This is a genomic window from Segatella baroniae DSM 16972 = JCM 13447, from assembly GCF_000426585.1.
GTDB classification, from domain to species: Bacteria; Bacteroidota; Bacteroidia; order Bacteroidales; family Bacteroidaceae; genus Prevotella; species Prevotella baroniae.
Genome location: NZ_AUFQ01000003.1, coordinates 100,439 through 125,028 on the forward strand (window position 1 = coordinate 100,439; position 24,590 = coordinate 125,028).

At 48.1% G+C, this 24,590-nt stretch carries 22 protein-coding genes; 15 read left to right on the forward strand and 7 right to left on the reverse strand.

Annotation, left to right across the window (positions count from 1 at the left end; genetic code table 11):
• Positions 1 to 50: 50 nt before the first annotated feature.
• From tilS to K334_RS0103495, 3 genes are all read right to left on the reverse strand, one after another.
• Positions 51 to 1,397, reverse strand: a complete 1,347-nt coding sequence (tilS, locus tag K334_RS0103485; RefSeq protein WP_025880812.1) for a tRNA lysidine(34) synthetase TilS — start codon at positions 1,395 to 1,397, stop codon at positions 51 to 53.
• A gap of 20 nt (positions 1,398 to 1,417) precedes the next feature.
• The gene (locus K334_RS0103490) at positions 1,418 to 2,605 is read right to left on the reverse strand and encodes a class I SAM-dependent rRNA methyltransferase (protein ID WP_025880811.1); all 1,188 of its coding nucleotides are present in this window, start codon (positions 2,603 to 2,605) and stop codon (positions 1,418 to 1,420) included.
• Positions 2,606 to 2,671: 66 nt separating this feature from the next.
• Positions 2,672 to 3,313, reverse strand: a complete 642-nt coding sequence (locus K334_RS0103495) for a 3'-5' exonuclease (RefSeq protein ID WP_025880810.1) — start codon at positions 3,311 to 3,313, stop codon at positions 2,672 to 2,674.
• A 160-nt stretch (positions 3,314 to 3,473) separates the two neighbouring features.
• On the opposite strand from K334_RS0103495, the gene K334_RS0103500 reads away from it, so the two are divergent.
• The 4 genes from K334_RS0103500 (at position 3,474) to nudC (ending at position 9,177) form a co-directional block, all read left to right on the forward strand.
• A complete protein-coding gene (locus K334_RS0103500) occupies positions 3,474 to 5,981 on the forward strand; it encodes an FtsK/SpoIIIE family DNA translocase (protein ID WP_027444521.1) in 2,508 nt (835 codons plus the stop codon).
• A gap of 16 nt (positions 5,982 to 5,997) precedes the next feature.
• A complete protein-coding gene (locus tag K334_RS0103505; protein WP_036889924.1) occupies positions 5,998 to 6,603 on the forward strand; it encodes an outer membrane lipoprotein periplasmic chaperone LolA1 in 606 nt (201 codons plus the stop codon).
• 115 nt (positions 6,604 to 6,718) lie between these two features.
• Positions 6,719 to 8,401 carry a bifunctional metallophosphatase/5'-nucleotidase gene (locus K334_RS0103510; RefSeq protein WP_025880806.1) on the forward strand — a complete coding sequence of 561 codons (1,683 nt, stop codon included), beginning with the start codon at positions 6,719 to 6,721 and terminating at the stop codon, positions 8,399 to 8,401.
• Positions 8,401 to 9,177, forward strand: coding sequence for an NAD(+) diphosphatase (gene nudC, locus K334_RS0103515; RefSeq protein ID WP_025880805.1), 777 nt, complete (start codon positions 8,401 to 8,403; stop codon positions 9,175 to 9,177). Before K334_RS0103510 ends, nudC begins: the two co-directional genes overlap by 1 nt.
• 57 nt (positions 9,178 to 9,234) lie before the next feature.
• Here nudC and K334_RS0103520 read toward each other — a convergent pair whose 3' ends face one another.
• The 3 genes from K334_RS0103520 to K334_RS0103530 are packed head-to-tail and all read right to left on the reverse strand — an operon-like array spanning position 9,235 to position 12,139.
• A complete protein-coding gene (locus tag K334_RS0103520) occupies positions 9,235 to 9,870 on the reverse strand; it encodes a trimeric intracellular cation channel family protein (protein WP_021589281.1) in 636 nt (211 codons plus the stop codon).
• 18 nt (positions 9,871 to 9,888) lie between these two features.
• Complete coding sequence (locus K334_RS0103525; protein ID WP_027444523.1) at positions 9,889 to 10,845, reverse strand: D-2-hydroxyacid dehydrogenase; 957 nt, start codon at positions 10,843 to 10,845, stop codon at positions 9,889 to 9,891.
• A gap of 16 nt (positions 10,846 to 10,861) precedes the next feature.
• Positions 10,862 to 12,139, reverse strand: a complete 1,278-nt coding sequence (locus K334_RS0103530) for a replication-associated recombination protein A (protein WP_036889926.1) — start codon at positions 12,137 to 12,139, stop codon at positions 10,862 to 10,864.
• A gap of 114 nt (positions 12,140 to 12,253) precedes the next feature.
• Between K334_RS0103530 and K334_RS0103535 the strand changes: the two genes are divergently transcribed.
• The gene (locus K334_RS0103535) at positions 12,254 to 13,072 is read left to right on the forward strand and encodes a hypothetical protein (RefSeq protein ID WP_025880802.1); all 819 of its coding nucleotides are present in this window, start codon (positions 12,254 to 12,256) and stop codon (positions 13,070 to 13,072) included.
• A gap of 384 nt (positions 13,073 to 13,456) precedes the next feature.
• On the opposite strand, the gene K334_RS0103540 is transcribed toward K334_RS0103535, so the two are convergent.
• Positions 13,457 to 14,269 (reverse strand): DUF5715 family protein, encoded by an 813-nt coding sequence (locus K334_RS0103540; protein ID WP_025880801.1) that lies wholly within the window; start codon positions 14,267 to 14,269, stop codon positions 13,457 to 13,459.
• Between the two features lie 116 nt (positions 14,270 to 14,385).
• Here K334_RS0103540 and K334_RS0103545 point away from each other — a divergent pair, with 116 nt between their 5' ends.
• The 10 genes from K334_RS0103545 to lpxA all read left to right on the forward strand — a co-directional run bounded on the left by K334_RS0103545 (position 14,386) and on the right by lpxA (position 24,567).
• Entirely contained in the window at positions 14,386 to 15,396 is a 1,011-nt protein-coding gene (locus tag K334_RS0103545) for a PhoH family protein (protein ID WP_025880800.1), read from the forward strand.
• On the forward strand, positions 15,374 to 16,324 hold the full coding sequence (locus K334_RS0103550; RefSeq protein ID WP_027444525.1) for a phosphoribosylaminoimidazolesuccinocarboxamide synthase: 951 nt from the start codon (positions 15,374 to 15,376) through the stop codon (positions 16,322 to 16,324). Before K334_RS0103545 ends, K334_RS0103550 begins: the two co-directional genes overlap by 23 nt.
• Before the next feature lies 1 nt (position 16,325).
• Complete coding sequence (gene ubiE, locus K334_RS0103555; protein WP_027444526.1) at positions 16,326 to 17,057, forward strand: bifunctional demethylmenaquinone methyltransferase/2-methoxy-6-polyprenyl-1,4-benzoquinol methylase UbiE; 732 nt, start codon at positions 16,326 to 16,328, stop codon at positions 17,055 to 17,057.
• A gap of 12 nt (positions 17,058 to 17,069) precedes the next feature.
• The gene (locus tag K334_RS0103560; protein ID WP_021589278.1) at positions 17,070 to 17,816 is read left to right on the forward strand and encodes a shikimate dehydrogenase family protein; all 747 of its coding nucleotides are present in this window, start codon (positions 17,070 to 17,072) and stop codon (positions 17,814 to 17,816) included.
• Positions 17,817 to 17,850: 34 nt separating this feature from the next.
• Positions 17,851 to 19,017, forward strand: a complete 1,167-nt coding sequence (locus K334_RS0103565) for an AIR synthase-related protein (protein WP_025880799.1) — start codon at positions 17,851 to 17,853, stop codon at positions 19,015 to 19,017.
• Positions 19,018 to 19,022: 5 nt separating this feature from the next.
• The gene (prfA, locus tag K334_RS0103570) at positions 19,023 to 20,135 is read left to right on the forward strand and encodes a peptide chain release factor 1 (RefSeq protein ID WP_025880798.1); all 1,113 of its coding nucleotides are present in this window, start codon (positions 19,023 to 19,025) and stop codon (positions 20,133 to 20,135) included.
• 208 nt (positions 20,136 to 20,343) lie between these two features.
• On the forward strand, positions 20,344 to 21,180 hold the full coding sequence (gene pyrF, locus K334_RS0103580) for an orotidine-5'-phosphate decarboxylase (protein WP_025880797.1): 837 nt from the start codon (positions 20,344 to 20,346) through the stop codon (positions 21,178 to 21,180).
• A gap of 164 nt (positions 21,181 to 21,344) precedes the next feature.
• Positions 21,345 to 22,376, forward strand: a complete 1,032-nt coding sequence (lpxD, locus tag K334_RS0103585; RefSeq protein WP_025880796.1) for a UDP-3-O-(3-hydroxymyristoyl)glucosamine N-acyltransferase — start codon at positions 21,345 to 21,347, stop codon at positions 22,374 to 22,376.
• Between the two features lie 10 nt (positions 22,377 to 22,386).
• Complete coding sequence (locus K334_RS0103590) at positions 22,387 to 23,772, forward strand: bifunctional UDP-3-O-[3-hydroxymyristoyl] N-acetylglucosamine deacetylase/3-hydroxyacyl-ACP dehydratase (RefSeq protein ID WP_021589296.1); 1,386 nt, start codon at positions 22,387 to 22,389, stop codon at positions 23,770 to 23,772.
• Positions 23,773 to 23,796: 24 nt separating this feature from the next.
• A complete protein-coding gene (gene lpxA, locus K334_RS0103595; RefSeq protein WP_025880795.1) occupies positions 23,797 to 24,567 on the forward strand; it encodes an acyl-ACP--UDP-N-acetylglucosamine O-acyltransferase in 771 nt (256 codons plus the stop codon).
• Positions 24,568 to 24,590: the final 23 nt, after the last annotated feature.

Below are 24,590 nucleotides of genomic sequence, written 5' to 3' on the forward strand. Positions count from 1 at the left end.
AGCCATATCTTAGTAAGCAACTTTAGATATGGCTTTATTTATTATTCATGTCATTCCGTATGGAACTTAATTCTTAAGATATTGGCAGTGTCCTGCGAAATCCGGCAACGATCGTCCACCCTTTTGCCGACAATGTATATAACCTTACCGGCTGCATCGACAATGATTAATTGGCTTTGTTTTTCAAAACAATTCAATTTCAAATCCGTCAGATAATCACTGATCAATTTGCTTCCCTTCATTCCAAAGGGAAAGAATTTATCCCCCGTTTGGGCATGCCGTATAGTCAATGGAAATTGGACTTTGTCCGCATCAAGTGTAACTACATCATTGTCTTTGCTCGGAATAAAGTCCACAGGCTTCGGAAAGATTGCGAACTTGAACCTTCGCACTTCGTCAAATATATAGTTGCCGACGTCCGGTATTCTCAAATCGTGCCCTTGTTCTTTCTTGCGTGGCTGAATGACTATTTCCTCCCGGTCGATCAACAAGACGTGAGTGGCCGATTCCCATCGCGCTCCTGGAGAAGCCTCAAGGTTCAATGCAATCTGTTCCACCTGATTGGGCGAGAAACTTTTCGTTCGCAAGACTTCAAACAGTAAATATTCTGGCGCTATATCTTGCTTCAATGCCTGAATGGAAAGACGTGTTTCTTCCTTATTGCTCCGAGTTACGACCTTTGCCATCTTACATTCAATGGCTTCATCAAATATTTGTGCGGCCATGCTTATGCGTTTTGCCGTTTTTGCAATGTTTTTAGAGGCTGCAGGATTGAAATTCTTTAAAAGCGGAATGATGTTTAGACGCAGTTTGTTTCTTTGTACATCGTCTACCATATTCGAACTATCCGTCACATAATCTTGACGGATTGTATCGAGATAAGCCAATATGTCACAACGACTGACTTCAAGCAATGGTCTGACAATGTGGTGTTGTCTGGCTTTGATTCCTTGAAGACCATGGATACCGGTTCCTCTGACAAGATTGATCAATACGGTTTCAACGACATCATCCAGATGGTGTGCCACAAGGATTGCCGAAGCATTGATGTCTTTTCGTAATTGCTCAAAATAGGAATACCGCAATTCGCGAGCAGCCATTTCAATGCTGACCTTATGTAGTGCCGCATACGCTTTCGTATTAAAATGGGCACGGTGAAATGGGATATTTTTATCTTTACATAATGTTTCACAGAACAGCTCGTCACGATCCGACTCTTTGCCGCGGAGATGGAAATTACAATGAACAGCTTCGATGTCATACCCCAACTCCAAACAGAGATTCAAAAGGCATACACTGTCCGCCCCACCACTCAACGCTACCAAATATTTCTGATTCTTGCCCAGCAACTGATTGGCAACTATAAACTGACGAACTTGTTCTTTTAAACCTTTCATCGACACTAAATAGACTCAAGCTATTCGACGTATAAAACCAACCCCTTCAGGTATTCACCTTCAGGATGATAGATATTGACAGGGTGGTCTGCCGGTTGGTGAAGTTGATGCAAAATCCTCACCTTTCTTCCAGCTTGTGCGGCTGCTGTAAAAACTGCATTACGGAAATTCTCTTTTGTGACGACTTGAGAACAGCTGAACGTAAACAACACCCCCCCCTTCTTGATTTTCTGCAAGCCTTTGACATTTAATCTTGTATAACCTTTCAACGCATTGTGAAGCGCAGCTCTGTGCTTGGCGAATGCCGGAGGGTCAAGCACTATCAAATCGTATTTATTGTTGTGTGCATCTAAATATTTAAAAGCATCCTCGCAGAAAGCTTCATGCCTGGAATCATCACCGAAATTCAAAGAAACATTCTCATTGGTCAGCTCTATGGCTTTTGCGGAACTGTCCACCGAGTGAACTAATTTGGCGCCGCCACGCATTGCGTAAACAGAAAAACCACCTGTATAGCAAAACATATTGAGCACACTCTTCCCTTTTGCATAATTTTCCAAAAGGGAACGATTCTCACGTTGGTCTACAAAAAAGCCTGTCTTTTGACCACGAAGCCAATCTACATGGAATTTCAAGCCATTTTCAATTGCCAAGTCATTGGCTGTCGCCCCATAGATGAAACCATTTTGTTGGTGTAAATCAGCCTTAAAAGGCAGTGTTGTTTCACTTTTGTAATATATGTTCTTGATGCGATCGCCCATAACGCTCAGCAAGGCTTTGCTGATTGCGTCACGCTCTACGTGCATTCCCACGCTATGGGCCTGCATCACGGCTGTCTCGCCATAGCAATCAATGATTAGTCCCGGGAGATTGTCCCCTTCTCCATGAACGAGCCGATATGTATTGTTAGTTGGATTATCTGCTACATTGATAGCCAGCCGGGCTGTTAACGCACTTTGGATTCGGCTTTCCCAAAAAGCATTGTCAATGACAATATCGTCAAAAGATAAAACCCGCACGGAGATGGAACCTATTTGATAATGACCAAGAGCTATAAATTCATTCGAACTGGTCAAGACATTAACGACTTCACCCTCCTGAATCCCTTCATCCATGTGCTGGATGGCACCGGAAAACACCCAAGGATGGAATCTCTTCAAGCTCTCTTCCTTCCCTCGTTTCAAATAAATATTCTTGTATGTAGTCATATATGTCTTCGATATGATGGTAATGTAGGTAGGCTATATAATGTTGTTTACGTTTAGACAGGATTGTCAGTCATTTGTAGAAATGGCCGGTTCTTCCGAAACTATCAAATCATAATCACCTGTTGACAGGAGCTGTTTGATTTCTTCATATAAGTTGATGCAAGTCCAAGCGTCTGTTGCAGCATATTCTTTTTGTTTGTCATTGAGTATGTCCGCCTCCCAATTCGTAAGGCGTTGACGCTTGCTGATTTTTTGGTGAAAGATGTTGGCGTAGATTTTCTGTAGACTGAGGTCTTTTATTCCCAATTCTCCAACAATATCCTGTAAGTCAATGAAATATCCAGGTGTAAATTCACGCCGTTTATGCAACGAAAGGAGGTCGTCGTGCCAAGATAGCCCTATCATAGGAACTTGCTTGTTTTCAAGAAGTTTCTTGATAGAGTCTGTAATGCCTGTTTTGTTGAGTCGGAAGAGAAAACAAGTGTCTTTACTGGCAACTTGCAATAAAGAGACCCGATGGTTTTGCCCTTTTCGGAAGGTTGGCTTCGTCTCTGTATCTACACCCAAGATGTCGCAACTCAACAAATACGCCACGGCCTTATCTGCTTCGCTCTCTGTTATGACAGAAATAATCCTTCCAGGAAAGAGAACCTGCGGTAAATCCGGAATTAGTTTTTTGTCAAATCTGCTATATATAATCCTTTTCATTGCACATCTCTAATGAACTGCAAAATTAGAAAAAAGTTATCGATTTGTGGCGTCTTCTTACTTTTTTCCACTATTTTTGCAGTTAATTACATGTGTGTTTATATTGAATTAAGTACAAAAGTGCTTGATTCGATGATTAGACTAATAATTTCGAGCAAAGATGGCAAGAAAAAAAACTGACCGTAAACCTAAAAACTTAGGCCAAGCAGTCGGCTTCCAGAATATTATCAGCAATGAAAAGACGGATTTCCTCTTTGGCGTAATCCTCCTTATAATATCCATTTACTTCATTATAGCAATGGTTTCCTATTTTACGTCAGGGCAAGCTGACCAAAGTATATTGGAAGACATGCGTCCGGGTGAATGGATCAATACAGAGAAAATCTTTACGAACTATTGCGGCTCGTTGGGCGCAATCTTGTCATATTACCTGATAACAGTTAATTTTGGCCTGCCTGCATTCATGATTCCCGCCTTTATGATACTTGTCTCATTGAAAATGATGAAAGTATATAAAGTGAATCTATTATCTTGGTTTTTCGGAACCATGCTGGTGATGATTTGGAGTTCTGTCACTTTTGCAAAGTTCCTTACGCCGATGATGGGCGACCTGGTCTTCAATCCTGGAGGAAATCATGGTTTGTTCTGTGTGCAGCAGCTTGAAAACCTCATAGGCCCTCCTGGACTTACAGGTGTTTTGCTGTTTGTTGCACTGGCTTTCCTCACTTATCTGAGTGCGGAAACTATCAATGTCATACGCAAAGCGCTGAATCCCGTGAAATATTTGACAAGTAAAGTGCACTTTACCGTGACAAATATACAGCACGCAGCAGATGATGTGGAGGCAAAACACCAAACCGGTTTGAAAGAGGACAAAGAGTCGTCAGAAGATGGCGGAGAGGGGGACGAAGATGTGGAAAGCCTCGTTAACGAAACGAAGTTGGAAGAGATTCCAAGCGATGTTCCTTCGCCGATAGTTGACTTGTCCAACATTATCATGGAGGCACCTAAACAACCGGTGCAACCTGTTGTAGAGACAAAGGAAAAGGTTGCAGGAGAAACTTCTGAACTGACGGTAGAGGCTGCTCCTAAGGAAGCTGCTGCCAGTGAGAAAACGATAGAGGAGATTTTAAGCACTCCGATCAATCCACTCGAACCCTATACAAAGTATAAGAAACCGGCTTTGACACTGCTAAAAAAGTACAATGACGCCGATAGTCCGGTCATAGACATGGATGAAATCAAGGCTAATAACCAACGAATCATAGAAGTACTCAACAGCTTTGGAGTCAGTATCAGCAAGATTAACGCGACAGTAGGGCCTACCATCACCCTGTATGAAATCACTCCGGCAGAGGGTGTCAGGGTCAGTAAAATCAGAGGATTGGAAGATGATATCGCACTGAATCTTTCCGCGTTGGGAATCCGTATCATAGCTCCTATCCCGGGAAAGGGCACCATCGGCATAGAAGTCCCCAATAAAAAGCCACAGATAGTATCAATGGAGAGCTGCCTTAATTCAAAGAAGTTCCAGGAAAGCAAGATGGAACTGCCGGTAGCAATAGGCAAGACTATTTCAAACGAGGTGTTTATGTTCGACCTTCATAAACTTCCCCACTTGCTTGTCGCCGGTGCAACGGGCCAGGGAAAGTCCGTCGGCTTGAATGCAATAATTACCTCTTTGCTCTATAAGAAGCACCCCAATGAACTGAAGTTTGTGCTCGTTGACCCGAAGAAAGTGGAGTTTTCCATCTACAACAAGATAGCTCCTCACTTCATGGCGAGCCTGCCCGAAAATGAAGAAGAGCCAATCATTACCGATGTGAGCAAGGTCGTGAGGACTTTAAGTTCGCTCTGCAAACTCATGGATCATCGTTATGACCTCCTCAAGATGGCCGGCGTCAAGAAGATAGAAGAATATAATCATAAATTCTTGAACCATCGTCTCGATTTGACAAAGGGGCATGAATACATGCCTTACATCGTCGTCATCATAGATGAGTTCGGCGACTTGATTATGACAGCGGGCAAAGAGATAGAACAGCCGATTGCCAGAATCGCCCAATTGGCTCGTGCGGTGGGAATCCACATGGTCATCGCGACCCAGCGTCCGACGACAAAGATCATCACGGGTAACATCAAAGCCAATTTCCCAGGACGTATCGCCTTCCGAGTGACATCCGTTATAGACTCTCGGACAATCTTGGACAAAAAGGGTGCCGACCAGCTCGTAGGCAAGGGAGACATGCTGTTCTTGGGAGGTGGAGACCCTGTCCGCGTACAATGCGCCTTTGTTGACACGCCCGAGATTGAGTCCGTCAACGAGTTCATTGCAGACCAGCCCGGACCTATCGAGCCGCTGGAATTGCCGGAGCCGGCTACCGACGAGCAAGGCAACTTCTCTGGAGGAGGACAAGGAGCAGGTATGGATTCCCATTCTTTGGATCCGTATTTTGAGGAAGCTGCCCACGCGATTGTCATTTCGCAGCAAGGTTCGACCAGTATGGTACAACGACGCTTCTCAATCGGATACAACCGGGCAGGTCGGTTGATGGACCAGTTGGAGCAATATGGCATAGTCGGACCGGCTCAAGGCAGCAAACCTAGAGATGTCTTAATCGCTGACGACAGTCAGTTGCAGACACTCATTTCACAAATTCGAGGTTAGTTTTTTTTATAGAATAATGAAAATAATTGATAGATTTCTTGTCATCGTTTCGTTTTTAGCCATCCATGTAAGTCTAAATGCGCAGACCGCCCGTCAAGTTTTGGACAAAACCGCTGGTGTCATTACTTCCAAAGGAGGAGCAACAGCACGTTTTTCCATATCAGGGAGTAAGATAAAATCCGAAGGTTCCATCAGTTTGAAGGGGAACAAGTTTTACGCATCTACTCCACAGGCGACGATTTGGTTTAATGGAAAGACGCAGTGGAGCTATATGAAGAGCTCCAACGAAGTGAATATTTCCACCCCCAATGAGGCGAAACAAGCTCAGATGAATCCTTACAAGTTCTTGACGCTTTATAGGAATGGCTATCAATTGAGCATGCAACGAACGAAGAAATCTTATCTTGTACACCTTATGGCACAAGACAAAAAGCGGAGTATTCAAGAACTTTATATAACAATAAACCGAACAAGCTACAAGCCCAGTTTGGTCAAGTTCAGACAGGGAGCAAGTTGGACATCCATCATTGTGAGTCAGGTTTCCACTAAAAAGCTGGCAGATTCCATCTTCGAGTTCCCTTCCAAGGACTATCCCAAGGCTGAAATTATTGATTTAAGATAAAACGATTGCCTACATGCGTGCATCAACAGCATGGCATGCGACCTTATCATCTCCAACTATGTCATTTAAATACGTATTCGCGAGCTTTTTTTCGCTCTTATTTTCCCCTTCAGTGATGGCACAGAATCATACCGTTTCATTACGAGTTATTGAAACAAGTGACGTCCATGGTTGTTTTTTCCCTTATGATTTCATCAACCGAAAGCCCAAGAAAGGTTCTTTGGCCAGAGTGAGCAGTTATGTAGAGTCGTTGCGCCGACAGCTTGGCGATAATGTCATTCTGCTGGACAACGGCGATATTCTCCAGGGTCAACCCACTTGCTATTATTACAACTACATCAATACAGAAAGTCGCAATGTTGCGGCAGATGTTGTCAATTACATGAAATATGATGCGGAGAATGTCGGGAACCATGATATAGAGACCGGACATCCGGTTTATGACAAATGGATCAAGGAGTTGGAGTGCCCCGTCTTGGGAGCGAACATCATAGACACGTCCACAGGACAGCCTTATGTGAAGCCTTATACGATCCTTAATCGTGGTGGCGTGAAGGTTGCGGTAATTGGATTGTTGACACCAGCCATTCCCAACTGGCTTACAGAGAGTCTTTGGAGCGGACTTCGCTTTGAGAACATGGTCACCTGTGCTCGCCGATGGATGAAACACGTGAAGGAAACAGAACATCCCGACGTTGTCATCGGCCTGTTTCATAGTGGCAAAGAAGGGGGAATCGTGACACCGGAGTATGAAGAAGACGCTTCCCTGCGAGTAGCCAGAGAGGTTCCTGGCTTTGACCTGATTCTTTTCGGACATGACCACACGAGGTTTAGCGGCTCCATCAAGGATACAAACGGCAAAGAAGTTGTTTGCTTGGATCCCGCAAACAATGCACTCACCGTCGCGGAGGCAAAAATAGACGTGACTTTCAGAAACGGGAAGAAGGCCAAAGTTGCCGTCACGGGCAAACTGGTTGACATCACAGAACAACCGGTCGACGAGCGTATGATGGCGCATTTCAAAAAACAAATGGACCAAGTAGACCGGTTTGTAAATCAGAAGATCGGCGAGTTTAAGAATACGATCTATTCCAGAGATTCGTTTTTCGGGAGTAGCGCTTTTAACGATTTGATTCTAAATCTGCAGCTGCAGATTACAGGCGCAGATGTTTCTTTCAACGCCCCTCTCCTATTCAATGCCGCAATCAATGCCGGACCCGTATATGTTTCAGACATGTTCAATCTCTACAAATATGAGAATCAACTCTATGTCATGGAACTTACGGGAGAGGAAATCCGCAAGCATTTGGAGATGAGCTACGACCTTTGGGTCAATACGATGACTTCGCCCGACGACCATCTATTGCTGTTGAGTGAAAGTACGAGGGGCGACCAGCAGCGCCTGGGCTTCAAGAACTTATCTTTCAATTTCGACAGTGCAGCCGGCATTGACTATACTGTCGATGCGACAAAGCCGAACGGCAAGAAGGTGACCATTTTGCGAATGAGCAACGGGCAGCCTTTCGACGAGCGCAAGACATACAAGGTGGCTGTCAACAGTTATCGAGGCAATGGTGGCGGAGAATTGCTGACAAAAGGTGCCGACATTCCCCGGGAAGAGCTGGAGAAGCGAATTGTTTGGCGTAGTGAAAAGGATCAGCGCTTTTATCTCATGAAAGAAATAGAGAGGCTGAAGGTTTTGGACCCCAAGCCCAACAACAACTGGAAATTTATTCCAGAGGCTTGGACGGTGCCGGCCGCACAGCGAGACCGCAAGATATTGTTTGGAGACAAGTGATGAAATACTTTTGGTTCATTTTCCACCGAACAAATCTACTTGTGGAGAGGCAGCCTGACGGCGGCTACTCGATTCCCTTTTCTGAAGAGCCTCCTTTGACCGTTCCAGATGGCGGACACGTGTTTTCCGTCTCGCCCATGGAAAGCGGAGAGTTGGTCAAAGCCTTCTCGGTGGAAGAAGACGCCGTCCCGGACAGCCCATTTGAAATGTGCGACCTACGCGGCTCTTTCTATAAATTGCCTCAAGGCCTGTATCTCAAGGCCGGCAAATGTCATGAGTTGTTGTATTGGGACCAAAACACGAAATTCTGCGGCAGATGCGGCACTCCCCTTGTCCTGCACACCGACATCAGCAAGCGCTGCCCCGCCTGCGGCAAGGAGGTGTGGCCCCAACTGGCTACGGCTGTCATCGTCTTGATTCATCGGGAAGAAGAGGTACTGCTGGTGCATGCCCGCAACTTCAAGTCGGACTTCTATGGTTTGGTGGCCGGATTTGTGGAGACAGGCGAGACACTGGAAGAAGCTGTCCATCGTGAGGTAATGGAAGAAACCGGTATTCGGATTACCAACCTGCGATATTTCGGAAGCCAGCCTTGGCCTTATCCGTGCGGTTTGATGGTGGGCTTCAATGCAGATTATGTTTCCGGCAGTCTGAGCCTCCAAAAAGATGAACTTTCCAAAGGGAGTTGGTTTACAAAAGACAATCTTCCAACGATACCAGAGAAACTAAGTATTGCAAGGATGATCTTGGACGATTGGCTGGCGCATATTGAATGAGGTGCACCGCACCCGCCATCAAAACCGTATCACCATTAAACCCAAGAGCGTGGAAGGTCATTCCACGCTCTTTAGTTTGGGTAATGAAATATGGTATCTGACAGCCAAGTATCTTATCAGACAGATTAATGAGAAAGTGGAAATCACCGTCACCGCCAAGTTGATTCCCACGCTGATCATCAGCCAATACAGGCTGCCGCCGGCAACGCTCGCCATCGCGTAAATCTCCTTTTGGAAGATGACGGGCTCTTTATTGAGCAGCACGTCGCGGATAACACCACCTGCGGCCCCCGTTATGCAGCCCATGATGATAGCCACCCACATGGGATGGTCGCACTGCAATGTCTTTTGGATACCCGCTATCGTGAACAGCGCCAGTCCCAGTGTGTCAAAGACAAACCAGGCGTTGTCCAATCTCCTGAGAGATTTTGCAAACATGATGACCAATGCCTGGGCGAGGAATGTGCAACCGATATAGAGGGCCGACGTCATCCAAAAAGGAGTGACACCCAGCATGACGTCGCGAATGGTTCCGCCGCCTATGGCCACGGCGAAGCCGCAGACGAATCCGCCAAACCAATCAAAGTGTCGAGCAGCCGCATGGCGAATGCCCGATATGGCGAACGCCAGCGTGCCGACAAACTCAAGCGCCTGCTGAATTGTGTGTACGAAGTCTATGTCCTGATAAAACATAAGGATTGATTATCTCTGTCAAGGGTTGACGACGTTGATTGGATTCCCGCTGACGAATGCTTTTATATTCGATACGCACAAGTCCATCAGCCTTTGCCTGGCTTCGGTGGTCGCCCACGCAATGTGGGGTGTTATGAACGCATTGGGTTGCGAAAAGAGCGGATTGTCTTTCCTGGGCGGCTCCTCTTCCATTACGTCAGCACAATAGGCTCGCAGTTTCCCCTGCTTGAGGGCTTCCGCCACAGCTGTTTCATCGACGAGGGGGCCTCGGCCCGTGTTGACGAGAACGGCTCCCTGCCTCATCTTCGAAATGCTGTCTTCGTTGATGATATGCCGTGTCGACTCAGAAAGCGGACAATGAAGGCTCAGGACGTCGCTGACGGAGAGCAGTCCCTCGAATGTCGTTTTCTGAATGCCCGTAGGCAAGTCCGCTGAGTTCTTGCTTGTAAAGGCGAAGACGTCCATCCCGAAGTCGCGGGCGATTTGGGCTACCTTGCAACCGATGTTTCCCAAGCCGATTATCCCCAACGTCTTGCCTGCCAGTTCCTGAAGCGGGGTGTCCCAATAGCAGAAGTCCGGATTGGAACTCCATCTGCCGCTCCTGGTCTGCTGCGCATAATGGTCTATCTTGTTGAAAACGTTCAGGATATGTGCGAAAGTCATCTGGGCCACACTGTCTGTGCTGTATGCCGGAATGTTTGTAACGATGATTCCGCGCTTTTTGGCAGATTGAATGTCCACCACGTTATAGCCCGTAGCCAAAACGCCAATATATCTAAGTTTGGGCAATTGTGCCATGATTCCATCCGTTATCCTCACCTTGTTCACCAAGATGATGTCCGCATCGTGTGCCCTTTCCACCACCTTGTCGGCAGATGTTCTCGGGTAAACGATCAGTTCACCGAACTCTTTGAGTCTGTCCCACGACAAATCTCCTGGATTTGCCGCATAGCCATCTAAGTCTACGATTTTCATAATTTCAATTTGTTATCTATTCTTTAAATCTGTCTCCCCACAATCTCAGCATTTGCTGGTATTGCCTTTCTTCGGTGGGGGAATGCTGGGCATGCCAGATTCTATGGGTTCGTATAACGTCCGGCAGATATTGCTGCTCGACGAAGTTGTCGGGATAGTCGTGGCTGTATTTATATCCGTCATGATAGCCCAGCTGTGCCATGAGTTCCGTGGGTGCGTTTCTGAGATGCAACGGGACAGGGAGGTTGCCCGTCTGCTCCACCGTCTGCAATGCCGTCGCAATGCCATTGTACGCGGAGTTGCTTTTAGGACTTGTCGCCAAATAGACCACGGCCTCGGCCAAGGGTATTCTGCCTTCGGGCCAACCAATTTTCATCACGGCGTCGAAGGCTGCGTTCGCCAGCAAAAGCGCGTTGGGATTGGCCAGTCCGATGTCTTCCGCCGCACTGATGACGAGCCGGCGTGCAATGAACTGCGGGTCCTCGCCCCCCTTGATCATGCGCGCCATCCAATAGAGGGCGGCGTCGGGGTCGCTGCCTCTGATACTCTTGATAAAAGCCGAAATGATGTCGTAGTGCATTTCGCCGTCTTTGTCGTAGGCAAGGGGATTCTGTTGCAGTCTGTTGACGACGATGTCGTCCGTGATGACGATGTCGTCGCCGTCGGCTGCCTCCACGACAAGTTCGAGGATGTTGAGCAATTTCCGCGCGTCCCCTCCACTGTAGCGTAGAATCGCGTCGCTTTCCTTCACCGTGATGTGTTTTTCCTTCAACACGACATCCTGGGTGACGGCCCTCTCCAACAACGCCAGCAGGGCCTCTTTGTCGAGAGGCTTCAGCACATAGAGCTGGCAGCGCGACAACAACGGCCTTATCACTTCAAAGGACGGATTCTCCGTGGTCGCGCCTATCAGCGTGACAATGCCTTTCTCGACGGCCCCCAGGAGCGAGTCTTGCTGCGACTTGCTGAACCGGTGGATTTCATCTATGAAGAGAATGGGTGACTGTGTGTTGAAAAAACGGTTGTTCTTGGCCCGTTCTATCACGTCTCTCACATCCTTGACGCCGCTTGTCACGGCACTGAGCGTGTAGAAAGGGGTCTCCAACTTGTTCGCAATGATCTGGGCCAAAGTCGTCTTGCCCACCCCCGGCGGCCCCCAAAGGATGAACGAAGAGATACGGCCGGAATCAATCATTCGCCTGAGCACGGCGTTCGTGCCTACCAAATGCTGCTGGCCCACATAATCTTCAAGCGCTTTGGGGCGCAATCTCTCTGCTAAAGGTTCGGTTGTCATTGCGCCTACAAAAATAGGAAATATATGATAGACCAACAAAAAATGCACAATAAAAGTTTGTGAATATGGGGCAAAGTATATACTTTTGCAGCGAATGAAACATTGAATGTACGTATGAAAGTATTAAAAGCTCTGACACTCAAAACATTAAACAAAAGCAATGTATGGGATACCCAGGAAAATGACATATTCAGAATGTGGGAAGCTGCCGAGAAAGACATTGATTTGAAGGATAATGTAAGACACTACACGGATATCATACGGAGCGCCTATGACATGGAGGAAGTCAAGATAGACAAGCCGGAAGTTGTCAACAAGCTTGAATCACGCGGATTCAAGACCGGTGTCATCCGCATAGATGAAAACACCAAGGTGAAGGTGGGGCTGAAGAAGAAGCCCATCATGCGCGTGACGGATTTGACCTATGAGAATATACGCCACATATCGGCGTCCAAGTTGATAGAAGTGCTCGAACGCAACTTCGGCGGCGGCTGGGAAAGCCTTTCCCAAAGCATTCAGGACATCATCGAGTCGGGCTTTGACATCAGCACCACCACCCTCCCGGCCAACCGGCTGCACAAGCCCGGAGGCATGTATGAGAAGAAGGTGAACGACGGCTTTGAGGTTCTTGAAATCTCCAAGGGGCTGTGGGTGGAAGCCATTTTCGCCAAAGAGAAGCCCGAAATGACAAGGTCCAGGGTGAAGTTTGAGACCGAAGAGGAACTGGACAGACAAGGACTTGAGAACGATTTTGAAGAGGACGACGAGGAAGAACTTCCCGAAGTGGACAACCTCTATAACGATGCGGATGACGAAGAGGACTCCTTCGACGAGGACAAACTGACGGAAGAAAGCTACAGGACGACTTTCGACGAGAATGCCGACGAATTGAATCTGGAAGCGGAAGGCGTCAGCGACGACGACGACTATTGATGTTGCCTTCCTCGTCTCTGTTTGAGACACGCAAAAGTGCCAATCCACCCCTTGGACTGGCACTTTTTCTTTTCCCACAAGGGGCTTCTTCGTTTCCTGTTTTACAGTTCGTGCAAATCCCAAGTCAAACGCTTCCAATCCATCTGTCCCAAGACCATTTTGTCAAAGCACGGCTTTCGCCGCCAAAAAGGGCTGCTTCCGCCTTGCGACAGGGCTGCTTTCGGCTTGTAAAAGATGTGCTTTTACTGCACAAAAGGGCCATGTTTGGAACATGAAAAGATTTCAGAAACACGATGGAATCGGCCGTTTTTCAACCGACGGGCCTGTCGGCAGGAAACAATCATCGGACAACAAGACCTTGGTGGATGGGCTTTTGAACGGAACTTACTTGACGGTGATGTGGAAACAACCTTGCTTCACTTCGTATTTTATCCAACAACGGTTGGACTGCCGCATGTCGCGAAGCACCTCGCTCAGCACCCATTTCAGGCTGTCGTTGCGCACTTCGCGCCGCGGTTGGTCGGCGGTCTGAACGGTTTTGTAGCGATTGTAGCACACGTCGAAGGTCGTTCCATAGAGGTGGCACGAGTTTTCTGTGGCGTTCTGGTTGCGCCCCCGCAGCTTGGCCACGTCGGCCTTGCTGCGCAATACGCTCGTGACGATAATCTTGTGCAAAGGTATGCCCTTTATCTGCAAGCTGTCGAAGAAGTTACGTCCTATCTCTTGAAGTAACGCAGAGGCTCGGGGAACGAGATAAGGCACACTGTTGTGGAGCTTGTCGACGAAGAAATAAGGATTGCTGCCCACGTAGACCAGTTCCGACTTCCGCGCTTCGGCGTCGGCACGGTCGGCAACCGGCTTCACACCCCAACGTTGCGCCGAAGCAAGTTGCACGTCGTTCTGGTCGGGAAAGGTGTTGCCGAAATGCGGAACGCTCATGATCCGGTTCTTGACAGGCGTGCCGTCGGCCTTGAAAAAACGGCTGGCCGCAGCCGGCAGCGTATCGATATCGGCCAAAGAGCGCACCGTATCGGTATCGGCTGGCTGCAATGGCGCCACAAGCGTATCGGCAGCAGCCGGCACGGAAACCTTTGGAGAGCGTGAAGAGGCCACTTCGGGAAAGGCACACCTCACCATCCCCAGAACAACCACGATGATACCAAAACCTTGAATGTATCTTTTCTTGCTCAAAATCATTTCCGTTTTCCTTATTTCGCGGCACAAAGGTAACAAAAAGCATAGATATCTTTGTCGCATTCGCTGTTTTTTTATATTTTTGCAGCGTAATTACAATCAAGTAAAGACTCCTTATTTTGATAGAGAAGCATATCGTTCTTGAAGATATCGACCCCGTTGCGTTTTACGGTGTCAACAATGGTCATTTGCAAATGGTCAAGTCTCTTTTCCCCAAACTGCGTGTAGCGGCACGCGGCGACGTGGTCAGGGTGCTGGGAGACGAGGAGGAAATGGCCAAATTCGAGGACGCCATCGAACGCATGCGCAAGCACGTTCTCAGATACAATCAAATCAACGACGAAGACATTCTCGACATCGTGCACGGCCACGCCACCAAGGCCGACGCCGTGAAGGGCGTGCTGGTCTACAGCATTTCGGGCCGCCCCATCAAGAGCCGCAGCCAAAATCAGCAGAAACTGATTGACGCCGTGGAGAAGAACGACATGGTGTTCGCCGTGGGACCGGCCGGAACGGGCAAGACTTATCTCAGCATCGCGCTGGCCGTAAGGGCCTTGAAGGAGAAGACCGTCAAGAAAATCATCCTGTCGCGCCCCGCCGTCGAAGCGGGCGAGAAGCTCGGATTCCTGCCCGGCGACATGAAGGACAAGATCGACCCTTATCTGCAACCGCTTTACGACGCCCTGGAAGACATGATTCCGGCCGTGAAGTTGCAGGACATGATGGAGAAACATGTCATTCAGATTGCCCCTTTGGCGTTCATGCGGGGCCGCACGTTGAGCGACGCCGTGGTCATTCTGGACGAAGCACAGAACACGACGCCGCAGCAAATCCGCATGTTTCTGACCCGCATGGGATGGAACACGAAGATGATCGTGACGGGCGACATGACCCAGATAGACCTTCCCCACGAGCAGCGGAGCGGACTGAAAGAGGCTCTCAACATCCTGGCTGACGTGGAGGGAATAGGCGTTGTGAGACTGGGAGAGAAGGACATCGTGCGCCACAAGCTCGTGACCCGCATCGTCAATGCCTACGACGCCTACGACAAAGCACACGAAGAGAAGAAGACTCGCAAAGACAAGGTTTTAAAAACAAATATCCCCAATGAAAGCATTAACCAAGACTGACTTCCACTTTGATGGACAAAAGAGTGTTTACCACGGTAAAGTACGTGATGTGTACAACATCAATGACGACCTCATGGTGATGGTTGCCACCGACAGGATCTCCGCTTTCGACGTGGTTCTGCCTAAAGGGATCCCTTTCAAGGGGCAAGTGCTGAACCAGATTGCCGCCAAATTCCTGGATGCGACAAGCGACATCTGTCCCAACTGGAAGCTGGCCACCCCCGACCCCATGGTCACCGTAGGCCTGAAGTGCGAAGGTTTTCGCGTCGAAATGATTATCCGTGGCATTCTGACGGGCAGCGCGTGGCGCGAATACAAGAACGGCTGTCGTGAGATTTGTGGTGTGAAATTGCCTGAAGGCATGCGTGAGAACGAGCGTTTTCCAGAGCCCATCGTCACGCCCACAACCAAAGCAGACGAAGGTCACGACCTGAACATCTCGAAAGAGGAGATCATCAGTCAAGGTATCGTGTCGGCCGAAGACTACGCCGTCATGGAAGACTACACGCGCAAGCTCTTCAAGCGCGGGCAGGAAATAGCCTCCCGACAGGGCCTCATCCTCGTGGATACGAAGTACGAGTTCGGCAAGCGCGACGGCAAGGTGTATCTGATTGACGAAATTCATACCCCTGACTCAAGCCGCTACTTCTATGCCGACGGCTACGAAGAGAAGTTTGAGAAAGGCGAACCTCAGAAGCAGCTGTCCAAGGAGTTCGTGCGCCAGTGGCTCATCGAGCACGACTTCATGAACGAACCCGGGCAGACCATGCCCGAAATCACTGACGAATATGCCGAGAGCGTGAGCGAACGCTACATCGAACTCTACGAGCACATCACGGGAGAGAAGTTTGACAAGGCCGCAGAAGAAGGCGACATCAACGCCCGTATCGAAAAGAACGTGAGTGCCTATCTGGCAGGCAGGAAATAAGATGTACAAACAGGAAGAGATAAAACCTTACCACGAAGGTGACAAAGGACGGCAGGTGGAGGCGATGTTCGACAACATTGCTCTCACCTATGACACCTTGAATCACCGGCTGTCGTGGGATATTGACAAATACTGGCGCAAGAAAGCCATCAGGCAGTTGGCCCCCTACCGCCCCGAAAACATGCTGGACGTGGCTACGGGCACAGCCGATTTCGCCTTGCAGGCCGCCAAAATGCTCAAGCCGGTTCATCTAATAGGTTCGGATATCTCGGAAGGAATGATGAAGGTAGGCGAAGAAAAGGTGAAAGCAGCTGGACTAAGCCAAATCATTTCCTTCGTAAAGGAAGACTGCATGCGGCTGAGTTTTGCCGACAACTCTTTCGATGCCGTGACGGCCGCTTTCGGAATACGCAACTTTCCCGACCTGGACCAAGGGTTGAAGGAGATGTGTCGCGTGCTGAAGAAGGGCGGCCACCTGAGTGTCGTCGAACTGACGACACCTGTTTCATTCCCGATGAAGCAGTTGTTTTGGCTTTATGCCAACACGGTGCTCCCCCTCTATGGCAGAATAATCTCCAATGATGATTGCGCATACAGCTACTTGAACAAGACGATAGAAGCGTTCCCGCAAGGCGAAACCATGATGGAGGTGCTCAAACGGGCCGGCTTTTCCAAAGTAAGTTTCAAGCGGCTCACCTTCGGAATCTGCACCATGTACTTCGCAGAAAAATAAAACCACAAGATTATGGACAAATACGGACTGATTGGACTCACCCTTGGGCATTCGTTCTCGAAGAACTATTTCAATGAGAAATTCGAGAATGAGCATATCCATGCCACGTACATCAACTTCGAGATTCCATCCATCAAGGAACTGACCGAGGTCATCGCGCAGAATCCGGAACTGAAAGGATTCAACGTTACGATACCTTACAAGCAGCAGATAATGGACTATCTGGACAAAATCACGCCCGAGGCCAAAGCGATTGGTGCCGTCAATGTCGTGAAAGTGTCGCATAAAGGCAAGAAAACAATCCTGAAAGGATACAACAGTGACGTGGTGGGATTCACACGAAGCATAGAACCGCTGTTGGAACCATGTCACAAGAAAGCGTTGATTCTGGGTACCGGCGGTGCCGCCAAAGCCATTGACTACGGCTTGAAGTCATTGGGGCTGGAGACGGTTTTCGTCAGTCGGCATAAAGGTCAAGGCGTCATTACTTACGACGACATCACCGAGAGCATGATGAAAGAATACAGGGTCATCGTCAACTGCACCCCCTGCGGCATGTATCCGCATGCCGAAGAGTGCCCTCAGCTTCCCTATGAAGCGATGGACAGCCACACCCTACTCTATGACTTGCTTTATAACCCCGACGAAACGCTCTTCATGAAGCAGGGCGCGAAGTATGGCGCGACCGTAAAGAATGGACTTGAGATGTTGCTTTTGCAGGCTTTCGTATCGTGGGACTTTTGGCATGAGGACGAATAGAGCAGCACAGATTTAATATATAAGAGAAAGAATCATGGACAACAGATATATGATGCGCGGCGTATCTGCCGCCAAAGAAGATGTGCATAATGCCATCAAGAATATTGACAAGGGCATTTTTCCACAGGCTTTCTGCAAGATTATCCCCGATGTTCTGGGCGGTGATCCGGAATATTGCAACATCATGCACGCCGATGGTGCCGGTACCAAGTCGGCATTGGCCTATATGTACTGGAAAGAAACTGGCGACTTGAGTGTATGGAAAGGTATCGCTCAGGACGCTATCGTTATGAATACGGACGACCTGCTTTGCGTGGGTGCCGTTGATAACATCCTCGTTTCGAGCACCATCGGTCGCAATAAGATGCTGATACCCGGCGAAGTTATATCTGCTATCATCAATGGTACGGACGATTTGCTGGCCGATATGCGAAAGATGGGTATAGGAATTTACCCGACCGGAGGCGAAACGGCAGATGTAGGTGACCTCGTGCGCACGGTAATCGTAGACTCAACCGTCACTTGCCGCATGAAACGAGCCGATGTAATTGACAACGCCAACATCAAACCGGGTGACGTTATAGTTGGCCTTAGTTCCACGGGACAGGCCACGTATGAAAGCCGTTACAATGGCGGCATGGGTAGTAATGGCCTGACTTCGGCACGTCATGATGTCTTCAGCAAGTATCTGGCCGAGAATTATCCTGAAAGCTACGACCATGCTGTACCATTCGAATTGGTCTACAGCGGCCGTTACAAGCTGACAGACGCCGTAGAAGGTTCGCCCATAAATGCAGGTCAGCTGGTTCTCTCTCCCACTCGTACCTACGCGCCGGTCATCAAGAGAATACTGGATGAAATGCGGCCGGAGATTCATGGCATGGTGCATTGCACAGGCGGAGCCCAGACGAAAGTGCTCCATTTCGTCAACGACAACTGCAAAGTAATCAAAGACAACATGTTCCCCGTACCACCGCTGTTTAAAGCCATCCATGATTGCTCCGGAACAGATTGGAAAGAGATGTATCAGGTGTTCAATATGGGACACAGAATGGAAATCTACGTGCGGCCTGAAGTTGCCGAAAAAGTAATCGACATCAGTAAAGAATTCAATATAGATGCCCAAATTGTGGGACACATTGAGGAAGGACAGAAGAGCCTTACCATTCACAGCGAATTTGGAACGTTCGAATATAAATAAACAATATGCCGGAAAATAATAGCATACTCGAGAAATTAGACGGGCTTGAAGCTCGTTACGAAGAAGTAAGTACCCTCATTACAGACCCAGATGTGATAGCGGATCAGGGGCGATACGTGAAGCTCACCAAAGAGTGGAAAGACCTGGGCGACATCATGAATGCCCGCAAACGCTACATAGATTGTCTCAATTCAATCGAAGAGGCCAAAGATATCTTGACGAACGAAAGCGACGCGGACATGAAGGACATGGCGCGTCAAGAATTGCAGGACAATGAAGAACTGAAGCCTAAACTGGAAGAGGAAATCAAGATACTGCTGGTTCCGAAAGATCCGGAAGACTCAAAGAATGTACAAATGGAAATCAGAGCCGGGACCGGAGGTGACGAAGCCTGTCTGTTTGCCGGTGACTTATTTAATATGTATAAGCGCTATTGCGACAGCAAAGGCTGGCAACTGAGCGTAACCGATGCTTCTGAAGGTGCCGTGGGCGGCTTCAAGGAAGTTGACTTTGCGGTCAGTGGCACCGATGTATATGGCACGTTGAAATATGAAAGCGGCGTGCATCGTGTACAACGCGTTCCCGTTACGGAAAGCAATGGACGCATGCAAACGAGCGCGGCTACGGTTGCTGTATTGCCCGAAGCCGACAAGTTTGAAGTAAACATCAACGAAGGTGATATCAAATGGGATACTTTCCGTTCGAGTGGAGCCGGCGGTCAGAACGTGAACAAAGTGGAATCGGGTGTTCGTCTACGCTATCCATGGAAGAATCCGAACACCGGTGAGGTGGAGGAAATCCTGATAGAATGTACTGAAACCCGCGACCAGCCGAAGAATAAGGAGCGTGCGCTGAGCCGTCTCTATACCTTCATTCACGACCGCGAACACCAGAAATACGTGGACGACATTGCCAATCGTCGCAAGAGTTTGGTATCAACGGGCGACCGCTCTGCAAAGATTCGTACCTACAACTTCCCACAAGGCCGCGTAACCGACCATCGTATCGGTTTCACGACTCATGATTTACAGGGATTCTTGGGAGGTAACATCCAAGACATGATTGATGCGTTGACCGTGGCGGAAAACGCGGAGAAGATGAAAGAAAACGAATTGTAACAGCTGTTAAACAAATAACTATCATCATGGGCATTAGGTACACAAAGAAAACGGATGAGAATGAAAGTAAAGAAAAGACCGTACAGGCCGAAGAATTTGTAAATCTCATGACCTCATCCAAAAGGATTCCAACGGAGACTAAGGATTTGCCAAAGACCGAAGTTGGCAAATAGTTTTTCAAATCACAGAAAATTATAAAGGAAAGAATATGAACAGAGAAGAACTTGTTAAACAAATATTTTCAAAGAAATCATTTCTATGTGTAGGATTGGACATTGATTTGAAGAAAATTCCGACGCAAATGCTTCAGGAGGATGAGCCAATATTTGCCTTCAACAAGATGATTATTGACGCGACCGCTCCCTATTGCGTTGCCTATAAGCCCAATTTGGCATTCTATGAATGCTATGGTATCAAAGGCATGATGGCTTTTGAACATACGATTGAATATATCAAGAAGTTCTACCCCACTCACTTTATCATCGCGGACGCCAAGCGCGGAGACATTGGAAATACGAGTACGATGTATGCCAAGACCTTCTTTGAAGAATATAATCTGGATGCGCTGACTGTAGCTCCCTACATGGGAGAAGACAGCGTAAAGCCATTCTTGGAATACAAGGACAAATGGGTTGTCCTGCTGGCACTGACCAGCAACAAGGGTTCGCATGATTTCCAACTGATGGAAGACCGCGACGGCGAACGGCTGTTCGAGAAAGTGCTCCGCAAAAGCCAGGAATGGGGCAATGAGGAAAACATGATGTACGTGGTGGGGGCCACCCAAGGCAAGATGTTTAAAGACATTCGCAAGGTCGCTCCCCACCACTTCCTGCTCGTACCGGGCGTAGGTGCGCAAGGTGGCAGCCTGAGTGAGGTGTGCCGATATGGCATGACGAAGGACTGCGGGCTGCTTGTCAATTCTTCACGGGGCATACTTTATCCATGTGAAAAAGACGCAGGCAGTATGGAACAATATGCAAGCCTGGTTGCCGGAAAGGCCGAAGAGCTGCAGCAGGAAATGGCGAAAGAACTGGAAATGCGATAGGAACGATTGCTTTCGAGTCGATTCCCGCAACATTTCAAACGCTATAATATTAATAAGGTGGCAAGGACTAAGATTCTGAAAAATTGGCAAATATTATCCTTGCCATCTTCTTTTATGAGGAAATTTTGCTATATTTGCAAAACTAATTCAATTTGATTTACAAAATGGAATTCACTGCGAGCCAGATAGCCCAGTTTGTTCAGGGCCGAGTTGAGGGTGACGAAAACGCTACAGTCAACACTTTTGCAAAAATTGAAGAAGGAGAAGAAGGGGCGATTTCCTTTCTTTCCAACAAGAAATACATCCACTATATTTACAATACAAAGTCATCTGTCGTCTTGGTTGACGAAACGCTGCAACTTGACGGGCCTGTCCACACGACACTGATTCGGGTTGCAAACGCGCGTGACTGCGTTGCACGACTGCTACAAATGTATGAGGCTGCCAAGCCGAAAAAGCAGGGAATCGACCCGCTTGCATTCATTTCTCCCGATGCGAAGATAGGCAAGGATTGCTACATAGGCGCATTTGCTTACGTGGCGGAAGGCGCGGAAATTGGAGACGGGTGCCAGATTTACCCCCATGCAGTGATTGGCGAGCATGTAAAAGTCGGTAATAATTGTATTGTTTATCCCAATTCCACCATTTATCACCATTGCAAACTGGGCAACAATATCATTCTTCATGCCGGCTGCGTGGTCGGTTCCGACGGCTTTGGATTTGCGCCGAATGGTGACAAATACGATAAGATTCCACAAATAGGAATCGTTACGATTGAGGACGATGTCGAAATAGGTGCGAACACCTGTGTAGACCGTTCTACGATGGGCAGCACCATCATCCGCAAAGGGGTGAAACTGGACAACTTGGTTCAGATAGCCCACAATGTGGAAGTGGGAAAGAACACGGTGATGTCGGCCCAGGTTGGCATTGCTGGCAGTACGAAAGTTGGCGAATGGTGCATGTTTGGTGGACAGGTTGGTGTCGCTGGGCATATCTCTATAGGCGACAAGGTGTTTCTTGGGGCACAATCTGGGGTGCCAAGCAGCATAAAGGCCAACCAAGCGCTAATCGGCACCCCCCCCATGGAGAAGTTGCCTTACTTCAAATCGCAGGCTATTTTCCAGAAACTGCCAGACCTCTACAAGGAAATCAACCGCCTCAAAAAAGAAATTGAACTTTTAAAGAAATCATAACAACAAGTATATGTCTAAACAAAAGACGCTGAAAGGTAGTTTCTCTCTCTTCGGGAAAGGACTCCATACAGGCTTGAGCCTCACCGTTACCTTCAACCCCGCACCAGAGAATTTCGGCTACAAGATACAGAGAATCGACCTGGAGGGACAGCCTTCCATTGATGCGATAGCAGAAAACGTTGTCGACACACAACGCGGAACGGTCTTGTCAAGAGGGGAAGTTCGTGTCGGGACGATAGAGCACGGCATGGCCGCCTTGTACGCCTTGGGCATAGACAATTGCATGATTCAAGTCAATGGCCCTGAGTTTCCTATTCTGGATGGTTCCGCAGCCATGTATGTGGATAAAATACATGAGGTTGGCATTGAGGAGCAGAATGCAGAAAAGGATTATTACATCATCCGTAAGAAGATAGAAATCAAAGATGACCAGTCTGGTTCATGCATTACCATTTTGCCGGATGATAATTTCTCGATTACGGCCATGTGTTCTTTCCAGTCCAAGTTCATCAACAGCCAGTTCGCAACGCTGGATGACATTGCCAATTTCACAGACGAAATAGCACCTGCCAGAACTTTTGTATTCGTTCGCGACATCGTTCCGCTGCTTGAAGCAAACCTTATAAAGGGTGGTGACTTGGACAATGCCATCGTTATTTACGAGAAAGAGGTGACACAAGAGAAGCTCGACCAACTGGCAGACGTGCTGAAAGTACCCCACATGGACGCAAAGAAGATTGGCTACATACAACACAAACCATTGCTGTGGGAAAATGAATGCACGCGTCACAAATTGCTGGACATCATCGGAGATATGGCTTTGATTGGCAAGCCAATTAAAGGTAGAATCGTTGCTACGCGCCCTGGCCACACCGTCAACAATAAGTTTGCGCGTCAAATGCGCAAGGAGATTCGGAAACACGAGGTTCAGGCCCCCATCTATGACCCCAATGACGAACCTATCATGGACAATATCCGAATCAGGCAGTTGCTCCCCCATCGTTATCCCATGCAGCTGGTTGACAAAATCATTGCCATGGGGCCTACAAGCATTGTCGGCGTCAAGAACGTCACGGCCAACGAGCCTTTCTTCCAGGGGCATTTCCCAGAAGAACCGGTCATGCCTGGGGTGCTACAAATCGAAGCTATGGCACAATGCGGCGGTCTGCTTGTCCTGAACCAATTGGAGGAACCTGAAAGATGGTCGACATATTTCATCAAGATTGATGACGTAAAGTTCCGTCAAAAGGTTGTTCCGGGTGACACACTCCTCTTTAGAGTGGAACTGCTCCAGCCCGTGCGCCATGGAATCAGCTCTATGAAAGGTTATCTCTTTGTCGGTGACCATGTTGTGTCGGAAGCTACATTCACGGCACAAATAGTAAAGAATAAATAACGAAGCGAGAAAAGTAATAAACGTATGAATAAGATCAGCCCATTAGCTTTCGTACATCCTGATGCGAAACTTGGCGACAACAATATCATTGGCCCGTTTTGCTACATCGGTGAAAATACCATACTTGGCGACAACAATACCCTACAGAATGGTGTAACGATCAACTTCGGCGCGCGAATCGGCAACAACAATGAGTTTTTTCCCGGGGCCAGCATTTCCACGAAGCCGCAAGACTTGAAATTCAAAGGGGAAGAAACCTTATGCCAAATGGGTGACAACAACAGCATTCGTGAGAATGTGACAATATCGCGGGGCACAGCGTCAAAGGGCATTACTATTGTCGGCAACAACAATCTTTTGATGGAGAACATGCACATCGCCCACGATTGTGTTGTCGGTAGTCGGTGTATCATCGGAAATTCGACGAAATTCGGTGGCGAAGTCATTATAGACGATGATGCCATTATCAGCGCAGTCGTCCTGACACATCAATTCTGTCACATCGGAAGCTTGGTGATGATTCAAGGCGGTTGCCGCTTTTCGCAAGACATCCCGCCCTATATTATTGCGGGAAAAGAGCCTACCAGATATGCAGGAGTCAACCTCGTAGGACTCAGACGCCATGGTTTCAGCAATGAATTGATTACCCATATTCATGAGGCATACAGGCTTCTTTACAGCAAAGGGGTTCTGGCCGAAGGTATAGAGGAAATCAAGAAAAAACTAACCATGACTCCCGAAATACAATATATCATAGACTTTGTTTCGGATTCTAAGAGAGGTATTATCCGATAATACCTCTTTTCATTTTACCTTTC